This window comes from Acidimicrobiia bacterium, assembly GCA_036271555.1.
Lineage (GTDB): Bacteria > Actinomycetota > Acidimicrobiia > IMCC26256 > PALSA-610 > DATBAK01.
The window spans coordinates 112,103-123,599 of record DATBAK010000008.1 but is presented as its reverse complement, the minus strand read 5'-3'; the positions used below and the strand labels follow the sequence as shown (position 1 = coordinate 123,599).

The 11,497-nt window shown below is 70.9% G+C and carries 12 protein-coding genes; 8 read left to right on the top strand and 4 right to left on the bottom strand.

Annotated features, from left to right (window positions below; genetic code table 11):
• Positions 1-1,116, top strand: a 1,116-nt coding sequence (locus tag VH914_03490; GenBank protein ID HEX4490247.1) for a DUF222 domain-containing protein, incomplete at its 5' end; no start/stop codon positions are given.
• Between the two features lie 15 nt (positions 1,117-1,131).
• On the opposite strand, the gene VH914_03485 is transcribed toward VH914_03490, so the two are convergent.
• Entirely contained in the window at positions 1,132-1,482 is a 351-nt protein-coding gene (locus VH914_03485) for a hypothetical protein (GenBank protein HEX4490246.1), read from the bottom strand.
• A 65-nt stretch (positions 1,483-1,547) separates the two neighbouring features.
• Here VH914_03485 and mutM point away from each other — a divergent pair, with 65 nt between their 5' ends.
• From mutM to VH914_03450, 7 genes are all read left to right on the top strand, one after another.
• Positions 1,548-2,354 (top strand): bifunctional DNA-formamidopyrimidine glycosylase/DNA-(apurinic or apyrimidinic site) lyase, encoded by an 807-nt coding sequence (gene mutM / locus VH914_03480; protein HEX4490245.1) that lies wholly within the window; start codon positions 1,548-1,550, stop codon positions 2,352-2,354.
• Positions 2,327-3,187, top strand: a complete 861-nt coding sequence (locus tag VH914_03475) for a class I SAM-dependent methyltransferase (GenBank protein ID HEX4490244.1) — start codon at positions 2,327-2,329, stop codon at positions 3,185-3,187. Before mutM ends, VH914_03475 begins: the two co-directional genes overlap by 28 nt.
• Before the next feature lie 147 nt (positions 3,188-3,334).
• The gene (locus VH914_03470) at positions 3,335-4,216 is read left to right on the top strand and encodes a xanthine dehydrogenase family protein subunit M (GenBank protein ID HEX4490243.1); all 882 of its coding nucleotides are present in this window, start codon (positions 3,335-3,337) and stop codon (positions 4,214-4,216) included.
• Position 4,217: 1 nt separating this feature from the next.
• Positions 4,218-4,682 carry a (2Fe-2S)-binding protein gene (locus tag VH914_03465; GenBank protein HEX4490242.1) on the top strand — a complete coding sequence of 155 codons (465 nt, stop codon included), beginning with the start codon at positions 4,218-4,220 and terminating at the stop codon, positions 4,680-4,682.
• Between the two features lie 127 nt (positions 4,683-4,809).
• The gene (locus tag VH914_03460; GenBank protein ID HEX4490241.1) at positions 4,810-7,134 is read left to right on the top strand and encodes a xanthine dehydrogenase family protein molybdopterin-binding subunit; all 2,325 of its coding nucleotides are present in this window, start codon (positions 4,810-4,812) and stop codon (positions 7,132-7,134) included.
• Between the two features lie 233 nt (positions 7,135-7,367).
• Positions 7,368-8,183, top strand: a complete 816-nt coding sequence (locus tag VH914_03455) for an AAC(3) family N-acetyltransferase (GenBank protein ID HEX4490240.1) — start codon at positions 7,368-7,370, stop codon at positions 8,181-8,183.
• 130 nt (positions 8,184-8,313) lie between these two features.
• Positions 8,314-9,651, top strand: coding sequence for a putative Ig domain-containing protein (locus VH914_03450; GenBank protein ID HEX4490239.1), 1,338 nt, complete (start codon positions 8,314-8,316; stop codon positions 9,649-9,651).
• A 9-nt stretch (positions 9,652-9,660) separates the two neighbouring features.
• Here VH914_03450 and VH914_03445 read toward each other — a convergent pair whose 3' ends face one another.
• Genes VH914_03445 through VH914_03435 form a run of 3 tightly spaced genes read right to left on the bottom strand, consistent with a single transcriptional unit; the run spans position 9,661 to position 11,454 of the window.
• Entirely contained in the window at positions 9,661-10,221 is a 561-nt protein-coding gene (locus VH914_03445; protein HEX4490238.1) for a histidine phosphatase family protein, read from the bottom strand.
• Complete coding sequence (locus VH914_03440) at positions 10,218-11,051, bottom strand: DUF2127 domain-containing protein (GenBank protein ID HEX4490237.1); 834 nt, start codon at positions 11,049-11,051, stop codon at positions 10,218-10,220. Before VH914_03440 ends, VH914_03445 begins: the two co-directional genes overlap by 4 nt.
• A 4-nt stretch (positions 11,052-11,055) precedes the next feature.
• The gene (locus tag VH914_03435) at positions 11,056-11,454 is read right to left on the bottom strand and encodes a hypothetical protein (protein ID HEX4490236.1); all 399 of its coding nucleotides are present in this window, start codon (positions 11,452-11,454) and stop codon (positions 11,056-11,058) included.
• Positions 11,455-11,497: the final 43 nt, after the last annotated feature.

The window sequence follows — 11,497 nt, the reverse complement described above, 5'->3', positions numbered from 1 at the left end:
TTCGAGCCGTGCACGTTGACACACGGGCAGGCCGCGCGCGTCGTCGACGAGTTGGGTGTGATCCACCGGTTGACGGAAGGCTTGTTGGCACGCGCGGCGAAGCGCCTGGCCGAGACGTCCGGAACGGGTCGCGGCAGTGAGCGGGATGCGGCGCGGTGTTACGCGCGTGCGGTGGGCATCGATGCGAGCGAAGCGAAGCGCGCCATCGTGACCGCCCGTCGGTTGGAGGATCTGCCGGAAACCGCCGCCGCGGTGCGGGAGGGCCGCCTGTCGGCGCGTCAGGCGCAGCTCGTGGCCGAAGCCGCGGTCCACGATCCGTCGGCCGAGCGAGATCTCTTGGACGCGGCAGCCGAAGGCATGGTGCCGCTGAAGGACGCGTGCATCGCGGCGCGGGCGCGTGTCGAGGACCCGGCCGAACGGGCGGCTCGCCAGCACGCGGCACGCGGGCTACGGATGTGGAGCGCGGCCGATGGAATGGTCGAGGGCCATTTCCGGCTGACACCGGAGGTCGGCGGGCAGGTGAAGGCTGCGATCGACGCCGGGGTACAGCGCATCTTCCGCGCTCATCGCACGCGCGGTCCGCACGAGCGTCACGAGGCCTACGCAGCCGACGCGCTCGCCGTGTTGTTGCTCGGCGCGCCATCCGAACGCACGAGCACTGCGATCACAACGCACGTGGTGATCGACCACGCCGCCCTCGTACGCGGCAATGCGTTGCCGGGCGAGCGCTGCGAGATCCCGGGCGTCGGGCCGGTCAACGTCGAATGGGTCCGCAGCCTCCTCGGCGAGGCGTTCCTCACGGCAATCGTGAAGAACGGCCGCGACATCACCACCGTCGCGCACCTCGGCCGCCACATCCCCGCGCACCTCCGCACTGCGATGATCGTCGGCGGCCGCGAGTGTTCGGCCGAGGGTTGCCACAACCGCGGCTACCTCGAGCTCGATCACGAGCGCGACTTCGCGAAGGGCGGGCCGGCGGCCTGGTGGAACCTCGATTGGTATTGCTCCGTCGACCACGATCGCAAGACGCGGGGCTGGAACCTCGGACCGCGAGATCCCGAGACCGGCAAACGCACGCTCACCCCACCGGCACGCGCCGGACCACAGGCCGCGTAGCACGCGGGTCTGGCGTCAGCCGCTCGCCTTGTCCAACCGCTGGAGGAGCCGGTGCGCCGCGAGCTCGACTTCTTTGTGACGCCACTCGGTCGCGCGGTAGCGGCACGCGATCAGACCTGAACGGTGCACGCGCTTCAGGTCTCCGTAGACGAACGCGTACCGCGCCTTCGTCTCGTCGTTCGCACCGTCGGTGAGCCCGAGGTGCCAGGCCGCGTACTCCGTCCACGAGTGCGAGTCGAGGAACTCGTTCTGCTCGTCGGCGCTCGGCTGCACCGCACCCCAGTCGCTGTCGAGAACCCATTTGCGAGCGTCGATGAGCGTGCGCGCGTGGGCGACCGCCTTCGGGTTCACCGAGTACGAGGCCATGGGCCAATTCTGGCGGACCCGAACCGCTCGGGATCACCAGCGTCGGCTCGTGTCACACTCGCGTCGTGCCCGAGCTGCCGGAGGTGGAGACGATCCGGCGGCAGCTTGCACCGCGTATCGCCGGACGCACGATCGTCGCGGCGGAGGCGCACCCGTCACCGAAGTTCGCGCGCGCCGTCGACGCGACGACGCACCGCTTCGAAGCCGTCGACCGGCGCGGCAAGTACCTGATCGCGCGGCTGGATCGCGGTCGCGAGCTCGTCGTACACCTCGGCATGACGGGGAGCCTGCGCATCGCCGATCCCGACGCGAGTGTCGACCCGTACGTGCGCGCGCAGTGGACGCTCGACGACGGCAGCGTGCTCGAGTTCCGCGACATCCGACGCTTCGGTCGCATCGCGGTGCTGCCCGCCGGCGAGTACGGCGCGCTGCCGACGCTCCACGCGCTCGGGCCCGAGCCGCTTTCCGACGAGTTCGACGCGCGCGCGTTCCACACGGCGCTGCGAGCCAGCAACCGCGCGGTGAAGACGCAGTTGATGAGCCAGCGACCGGTCGCGGGCGTCGGCAACATCTACGCCGACGAGGCGTTGTGGCGCGCGCGGGTGCACCCCGCGACGCGGCGCACGACCCGACCCCAGTCGGATCGCATTCACACCGCGGTACGAGACGTGCTGACCGAGGCGATCGCGCGGAGTGGCACGACGCTGCGCGACTACCGCACGTTCGACGGTGACACCGGAACCAACCAACACCACCTCGAGTGCTACGGCCGCTCGGGACACCCCTGCCTGCGCTGCGGCACGCCGCTGCGCCGCACCGTCATCGACCAGCGCAGCGCGACCTGGTGCCCGACCTGCCAGCGCCGCCGATGAGCGAGTCGCCGTGGATCGACCGAGCTCGCCTCCGGGGCGCGGCCTACGGCACGACCGGGCCGCTCGCGGCGCGCGCCGCGCTGTACCAGCACCAGGGCGAGCGAATCGACTTCGCAGGCTGGGTGCTCGATCTGGTCGAGCAGGAACACCCGCTCGGACAACGGAGTCGGGTGCTCGATGTCGGCTGCGGGCCGGGCGCGTATCTCGTGAAGCTGCGCGAACGGCACCCCGGGATCACGACGATCGGCTTCGATCTCTCCGCCGGAATGACGCGCGCGGCGCGCGACTCGGGCAGCGCGACCGCGGTCGCCGACGCGATGCAGGTGCCCGCGTGCACGCAGGCGTTCGACGTCGTGCTCTGCTCCCACATGCTCTACCACGTGCCCGACATCGGGCTCGCGGCGCGCGAGCTCGCGCGCGTGGTCGCGCCCGACGGTCTCGTCGCGATCGTCACGAACGGCGCGCGCCATCTTCGCGAGCTGGACGCGCTGACCTCGGACGCGTTCCGCTCGGTCACCGGTGCCGACTGGGACGCGCCCGCCCGCAGCGCGGCGCGCTTCCTGCTCGACGACGCGCCCCGACTCGTCGCGCCCGCGCTGACGGTCGTGCGTTCGGAACGCAGGAGCAACACGATCACCGTGCCCGACGCCGCGCCACTGGTCGCGTACGTCGACAGCGAGCAATCGCTCTTCGAGCCTGCGATCCCGACCGGCACCTCGTGGGAGTCGATGCTCGGCGCGTTCGCGCAACAAGCGACCGCTGCGATCGGGCGCGACGGCGAGTTCGTGATCCACAGCGACGTCGGCGTGCTCCTCTGCCGTTCCGCGCGTTAGTGGTACTGCGTTCCCGGCGTATCGCCGGGTAGCGCAGTACCACGGGACCACGGGACCCGGGCCGGGCCGGGCCGAAGTCGTGGCGTTGACCGGCGCGCGGCCGCTCGGAGAGACTGACGCCGATGTCAGGAAACGCGGGGTGAGCGAGTGAAGCCGGCGCCGTTCACGCTCCACCGCCCGACGACCGTCGCCGAGGCCGCGGGACTGCTCGCGGAGCACGGCGACGAGGCCAAGCCGCTGGCCGGCGGGCAGAGCCTCGTGCCCATGCTCGCCCTGCGGCTCACCCGCTTCGAGCATCTCGTCGACCTCAACGGTGTCGCCGAGCTGCAGTCGATCGGCACCGACAACGGCACGCTCCGCATCGGCGCCGGCACCCGCCAGGCGACGGTCGGCCGCGACGCCACCATCGCCTACGACACGCCGCTCCTCACACGCGCGACCCCGCTCATCGGCCACTTCCAGATTCGCAACCGCGGGACGATCGGTGGCTCGCTCGCGCACGCCGACCCCGCGTCCGAATACCCCGCCGTCGCGCTCGCGCTCGATGCGGAGCTCGAGGTCACCAGCGCGAGCGGCGCGCGGCGCGTGCCCGCGGCCGACTTCTTCACGGGAACATGGATGACCGTCGTCGAACCCGACGAGCTGCTCACCGCGATCCTCGTGCCCCAACGAGGTGACGCTCGGCGCGGTGTCGCGATCGACGAGGTCGCGCGCCGCCACGGCGACTTCGCGCTCGCGGGTGCGATCGCCGTGATCGACCTCGACGACGACGACCGCGTCGCACGGGCCGCGATCGCGATGTTCGGCATGGGCTCGACTCCGTTGCGCGCGCCGACGGCCGAGCAGACGCTCCGCGCGTACACGCGCGCCCAGGTCGATCTCGCCGCCGTCGCGCAGCTGGCGGTGCGCGACACCGATCCCCCCGACGACGTCCACGCGACCGGCGCGTACCGAACCCGCGCCTGCGCGCACCTCGTCGCGCGGGTGCTCGACCGAGCCTTCGAGGAGGCGACGAGTGCCGCACGTTGAGATGACGGTGAACGCCGAGCGGCGGCACGCCGAGGTCGAGGACCGCAAGACGCTCGCCGACTTCCTGCGCGACGACTGCGGCCTCACCGGCACGCACCTGGGCTGTGAGCACGGCGTGTGCGGCGCGTGCACCGTCCTCCTCGACGGCGACGCGGTGCGGGCGTGCCTGCTGTTCGCGGTGCAGGCCGACGGACGGAGCGTGACCACTGTCGAGGGAATGGCGCCGCCGGGCGAGCTCTCACCCGTCCAACAAGCGTTCCGCGACTGCCACGGCCTTCAATGCGGGTTCTGCACCCCCGGCTTCGTCGTGTCGGTGACCGCGTTCCTCGCGGAGAACCCGACGCCGACCGACGCCGAGATCCGCGACGCGCTCTCGGGGAACCTCTGCCGCTGCACCGGCTACCAGGGCATCGTCCGCGCCGTCGAGCAGGCCGCGCGCAGTGTCGCTTCGGTGGAGCCGCAGTGATCGCACCGACCCGCGCGGCCGAAGGCGCCGAGCGGAGCGAGCGTCGAGGCTCGCCAGCGGGCGTGCGAGTCGGTGACTCGAAGAGGAGCCGGCGAAGGAGCGAGCGAACGAGCACCGGAGCGAGCGAATGAGCACCGGCACCGGCACCGCGGGACGCTTCGTCGGTCAGTCGGTGAAGCGGCGCGAGGACCCGCGTCTGCTCACCGGCCACGGCGAGTACGTCGACGACATCGCGTTCCCGGGTCTGCTGCACGCGGCCTTCGTCCGGAGCCACATGGCGCGGGGACGCATCACCCGCCTCGATGTCGAAGCCGCACGCGCGCTCCCCGGCGTCATCGCCGTCCTCACCGCCGCCGACGTGAATCCCCACGCGGGATCGATGCAGCCGACAATGCTCCTCAACGATGCGTCGAACGCGCCGCTGCGGCCGCTCGCCGACGGCGACGTCCGCTTCGTCGGCGACGCGGTGGCGATGGTCGTCGCCGAGAACCGATACATCGCCGAGGATGCGTGCGATCTCGTCGAGCTCGACATCGATCCGCTGCCCGCGGTGCTCGACTTCGAGACCGCGGCCTCCGACACCGTGAACCTCGTGCATCCCGAGAAGGGCACGAACGTCGCGCAGGAGGCGGAGTTCCCGCGTGACGCGGCGTGGGACGACGTCGTCGTCCGGGCCGCGCACGTCGTCACCGAGACCTTCTACCAACACCGGCAGACGAACGTCCCGATGGAGACGCGCGGCATCGTCGCCGACTACGACGCCGCCAGCGGTGAGCTGCACGCGTGGATGTCGACGCAGAACCCGCACGAGGCGCGCATCGCGATCTCACGCGTCACGGGCATCCCCGATCACCTCGTACGCGTCACCGCGCGCGACGTCGGCGGCGGTTTCGGGCAGAAGTTCTTCACGCCGCGCGACGAGCTCGTCACCGCGCTCGCGGCGCGCCGTCTCGGCCGCGCGGTGAAGTGGATCGAGGACCGGCGCGAGAACCTGATCGCGTCGAACCACGCGCGCGTCGATCGCGCGGCGTGCACGATCGCGGTCGACGCCGACGGCCACATCCTCGGCGCGTACGTCGACGAGCTCGAAGACTGTGGTGCGTTTCCCGTCGGCAGCACCGGCGGTGTCGGCGCGTTCGTCGGCATGCTCTTCCCCGGCCCGTACCGCATCCCGTTGGTGCGGTGGAAGGCGACCGCGGTGTGGACGAACACCTGCGGGCGCGGCGCGTACCGCGGTCCTTGGATGATGGAGACCGTCGCGCGCGAGCAGATGATGGACGCGGTCGCGCGCGCGATCGACATGGATCCGCTCGAGCTGCGGCGCCGCAACGTGATCCACCAATCAGAGCTGCCGTACACGACCGCGATGGGGTTCGAGTACGACGTCGTCACGCCCGAGGAGACGCTCGAGCAGGCGATCGGCATCGTCGACTACGACGCCTTCCGTACCGAGCAGGCGCGCGCCTACCGCGACGACGGGCGGTTGCTCGGCGTCGGCATCGGCCTCTACATCGAGCCGTCGAGCATGGGTGCGATGGACCCACTCGGCACCGAGACCGCGACGATCCGCGTGCAGCCGAGCGGCAAGGTGATCGTGAGCATGGGTACCGGCTCGCACGGGCAGGGGCTCGAGACCACCATGTGCCAGGTCGTCGCGGAGGAGCTCGGTGTCGACTTCGACGACGTGCTGCTCGTGCAGGGCGACACGCAGTCGACGCCGTTCGGTCGCGGTACCGGCGGTAGTGGCAGCGCGGTGATCGGCGGCGGCGCGTGTCGCGAGGCCGTGGCGATCATCCGCACGAAGGCCCTCGAGATCGCCGGGCATCTCATGGAAGCCGCGCCCGCCGACCTCGAGATCGTCGACGGCGAGATCGCGGTGCGCGGCACGCCGTCACGCTCGCTCGCGTTCACGGAGATCGCGCGCGTCGCGCACCTCGAGACCGCGCGTCTCCCCGAAGGATTCACGCCCGGACTCGAAGCGACCGCGTCGTACAAGGCGCCGCCGTTCACGTGGTCGAACGCGTGTCACGTGTGCCAGGTCGAGATCGATCGCGGCACCGGACTCGTGCACATCGATCGCTACGTCGTCAGTGAGGACTGCGGCGTGATGATCAACCCGATGGTCGTCGAAGGTCAGATCGCGGGCGGTGTCGTACAGGGCATCGGCGGTGTGCTGTACGAGCACTTCGTGTACGACGACGACGGCAACCCGCTCACGACGACGTTCCTCGACTATCTCCTGCCGACCGCGGCGGAGGTACCGACGCTCGAGTACGGCCACATCGAGACCCGCTCGAACACGCCCGGCGGTCACAAGGGCATGGGCGAAGGCGGCGCGATCGGCGCGCCGCCCGCGGTGTTCAACGCGGTCGCCGACGCGCTCGCGCTCGTCGGCGCCCGCGTGAACCGTCAACCCCTCGGTCCCTCAGAGGTGCTCGCGCTGCTTCCGTGAATCTTCTCAGGAGCGGCGAGCGCAGCGCGCGCGACCAAAACAGCGCGTCGCTCCCGCCAGAACGGGCGGGTCGCCGTGCGGCTCGCCCGACTTGGCGCCTGAGGCGTCAGGAGCGGCGAGCGCAGCGAGCGCGACCAAAAATTGCAGGGGCCCGGCGCACCGGCCGGGCCCCTGCCACCCCCTCGAGCGTGACTCACGGTCCCCGCCCGAGGCGGCCACGGTACCGTGACCGTGTGTCCACGGACAGTGCAGTCACGGGGCCGCCGACCCGCCCCGCGACGGTCGCGTCGATCACGACCGAGCTGCGCGAGTTGGGCGTCGTCGAAGGCTCGGTGCTCCTCGTGCACTCGAGCCTGCGCCGGCTCGGCTACGTGGCGGGCGGCGCCCAGGCCGTCGTCGACGCGCTGCTCGCGGCCGTCGGTGGGGACGGCACCGTCGTCGTGCCCGCGTTCAGCGCAGAGCTCTCCGATCCCGCGCGCTGGATCGCGCCGCCGGTGCCCGAGTCGTGGTGGCCGATCCTGCGCAACGAGACGCCGGCCTTCGATCCGCGGGTCACACCCACGCGCCACATGGGTGCGATCGTCGACTGCTTCCTGCGCTATCCCGACGTCCGTCGCAGCCAGCACCCGCGCGATTCCTTCGCGGCACGCGGTCCGCACGCGCGCGCGATCGTCGACGAGCATCGGCTCGCGTACGCGCTCGGCGAGCACTCCCCGCTCGCGCGCATCTACGACCTCGACGGATGGGTGCTGTTGCTCGGCGTCGACCACGGCAACAACACGTCGTTGCATCTCGCCGAATACCGCGCCGACATGGCGGTGACGGACGCGATCGAGGAAGGCGCGCCTGTGATGATCGACGGTCGGCGGCAGTGGGTCACCTACGCCGACCGCTCGGGCGACGACGCCGACTTCGCCACGCTCGGCGAGGCGTTCGCGCAGACCGGCAACGAGCGCGGCGGCCGCGTCGGCACCGGCACCGCGCGACTCATGCGCCAGCGCGGGATCGTCGACTTCGGCGCCCGCTGGCTCGAGACCCATCGCCCCTGAACGCGAGCACACGCGCCACCAGCGTGCGAAGCTGCAGCCCGCATCGGCGCACGGCACCGAGCCCGCCGAACCCGTGGGGAGGTCGAGAATGACGCGACGCCGCGTCGCTGTGTCCGTCGTCGGTTTGGTCGTGGCGCTGCTCGCGATTCCGCTGCAGACCGCCAGCGCGACCTCCGACACGACACCGCCGGTCCTCAGCGCGTTCGACTTCACACCCAAGTCGATCGACACGTCGTCGGCGCCGGCGACGATCACGGTGACCGCGACGATCACCGACGACTTGAGTGGCTTCGACCACGGCGACGTGACGTTCTCTGCATTGGGTCGCACGGGTGAAACGCCTGCCGAAGCGGACGTCGAGTTCGACGCGTCCGACCGCATCTCGGGCACTGCGCTCGCAGGGACGTACCAGAACACGATGACGTTCCAACCGACGGCGATCGGTGGGAAGTGGGGCGTCCAGCCGGGTGGATCGGCGTGGTTCTACGACGCGGCCGGAAACAGTGCGACGTACGGGGCCGACGACTTTCGCGCCGCCGGTTTCCCGACCGAGTTCGCGAACCACTCACCGACGCGGCCGCCGACGCAGCCGCGCAACCTGCGATTGGTGCAGCACGACCTCGAGAACGAGTGTGTCGGTACGACGGGTCCGCTGCGCTGGGAGCCGCCCGCGAACACCGGCGGCTACCCGCTCATCCGCTACGAGGTGCAAGCCGAGCACGACGCGAGCAATCCGCCGGAGTCGGAGTTCTACAACCTCGCACCCGACCGGACGCGACACCGCGTCGGCGCGTCGCTCTGGCTCAACGCCTATTGGGTGTGGGCCGTCACCGACGTCGGACGCAGCGAACGCGCCGCGATCAGCGTCGAGATGCACGCGCCGCCGAACGCTCAGCAGTTCGACTACTCACCCGGTCTGTTCGGAGACTCCGTCGGTAACCACCGAATCGACGTCTGGTCCTCGTGGTCGGGACAGAACCTTCTCTTCGATACCGGCGATCTCGGCGGCACCGTGACGGCGACCGCGTATCCCGACGGCACGAGCGTGACCGAGCCGACGTCGTACCCGGGCGAGCAGTTGCATCTGAAGGGCCTCACGAACGGGAAGCCGTACAGCGTGACGCTGCAGGTCGCGAACGCGTGCGGATCGCCCGGACCGGTCACGTCTCCGGTGTTGTTCATTCCGGGCGTCGGACCGTCGTGGACGGCGTCGGAACCGCCGCTCACTGCCACGACCGGCGCGACCTATGCGTACCGCTTCCATGCGTCGGGCAGCCCCGCACCGTCGTACTCCGTCGAAGGCCCCCGATGGCTTCACATCGACTCCGCGTCCGGGCGCGTGTCGGGCCGCCCGCCGGCGCATGCGACCTCGTTCCAGTATTCGGTGACTGCGCACAACGGTGTCGGCATCACCGAGATCCACTCCACCGACCTCACGGTCGGACCCATCACCGTCACGGTCGGCTGACCGCACCGCTCAACGCGCCGCGTTCCACTCCTGGATCACCGCGACCTCACGTTCGTAGCCGAGCGTCGAAGGGCGCGCGGGTTCGAGCGCGAGGCGCATGCCGCCTTCGGGCGGTAGCTCGATCCAGCGCGCCGCGAGCACGCGCAGCACGTGACCGTGCGCGAACACGAGTGCGTCGCCGTCGGCCGCGCGCAATCTCGCGAGCACGCGATCGGCGCGCCGACCGACCGCGGCGGCGTCCTCGCCTGCGGGCACGCCGTCGGTCCAGAGCAACCAGCCCGGCCGTTCGCCGCGAATGTCGGCGGTGGTGCGGCCCTCGTACTCGCCGTAATCCCACTCGAGGAGGTCGTCGTCGATCGCCGCGTCGGCGAAGCCGGCGAGCGCGGCGGTGTCGCGGGCGCGCGCCAACGGGCTCGTGAGCACGAGCGCGAACTCCCGGCGCGCGAGCAGCGACGCGAGCGCGGCCGCGGCGCGGCGACCGTCGTCGTCGAGCGGGATGTCGGTCCGCCCCGTGTGCCGCCCCTGCGTCGACCACTCCGTCGGCCCGTGCCGCACCACGACGACGCTCACGCGTCCTGCTCCCGCTCGCGCTCCTGCACCGCGGCGACGTGCGGCGGTTCGGGATGCGCGAGCGCGTCCGGCCAGTCGAACTCCTCTTTCGCACCCGGCCCGCCCCGGATGCCGAACAACCGCTTGTCCCACAGCAGGAAGATCACGAGCGCGATGTTCACGACGAACGCGCCCAGCCGCAAGGCCGTGACCCGCTCGATCAACTCGTGCACCTCGAACGGCAGGAAACCGGCCGTCGCAATCACCGTGAGGTACTCCGCCCAGCGTTGCTCGAGCCACAGACCGACCGCTTCGACGCCCTCGACGACTGCGTACACCGTCGCCGTGATCACGAGCACCGTGATCGTCGTGCGGTGCAACCCGAGCACGCGCGCGATCGAGCTGTCGAGGAACGTCCGGCTGCCGCCGCGACCCGACTGCTGCGCGAGCGAGTCGAGCTGGTCGCGGACGCTCTGCGCGGAGTGGTGCAACGCGTTCAGATGCGTGTCGAGCACGACGAGCACGATCGCGAGCAGCGCGAACGCGACGCTGTGCACCGCGCGTTCGAGCGAGATGAGTCGGAGGACGATCGCGTCACGCAATCGATCGGATCGGCGCGGCAGCTCGAGCTGCGAGAGCGGTGGTACGACGTCGAAGTTCGGCTCGTCGACCGCGGCGACGAAAAGCCACGCGTCGCAGCGCAGACAGCGACCGAAGCGTCGACCGTCGACCTCGAACCCGATCGACGCGTCTTCCTCTCGCAATCGCCGCACGTTTGCGACGGGAACGCAGTGACCGCGCAGCGAGCAGATCCAGGTCTCCGCGCTCCACCGGCGCGGGATCAACCGCACGCGACTATTGGATGTCGAGCGCGACCAGCGCGTGGCCGGCACGCGCGGCGGCGAGACACGCGTCCTGCATCGCGTCGAAGTCGATGCAGTAGGTCATGCGGCACTGGTGGTCGCACCGGTAGGTGAGCCGCGCGCAGACGTGGCCCTCGGCGTCGACGTAGTCCCGCAACCGGACCGACGGCCCGCGGCCGCGACGGGGCACGCGCTCGCGGAAGAAGACCCGTCCGTTCGGGAGGTCGACGGCGACCCACTCGAGCACGCGCCCGCAACGCCCGCAGACGAGCGGCAGCGCGGGCGCGGTGCGCAGGTCGTAGAGCGCATCCGTGGCCGACGGCGGACTCGCCCACAGCTCAGTGGCAACATCCGCCACTTCCACCACCTCGGCAACGCCCGGTTCCGGCATCGCCCGGAAACGCTAGCGATCCCGACCCCCGACTCTGGGGATC

Bases quoted from the DNA above. Each gene is read 5' to 3' on its own strand.
- VH914_03485 (HEX4490246.1), bottom strand. From the start codon at position 1,482: ATGGCCTCGTACTCGGTGAACCCGAAGGCGGTCGCCCACGCGCGCACG.
- VH914_03465 (HEX4490242.1), top strand. From the start codon at position 4,218: ATGACGGTGAACGCCGAGCGGCGGCACGCCGAGGTCGAGGACCGCAAG.
- VH914_03460 (HEX4490241.1), top strand. From the start codon at position 4,810: ATGAGCACCGGCACCGGCACCGCGGGACGCTTCGTCGGTCAGTCGGTG.
- VH914_03435 (HEX4490236.1), bottom strand. From the start codon at position 11,454: ATGCCGGAACCGGGCGTTGCCGAGGTGGTGGAAGTGGCGGATGTTGCC.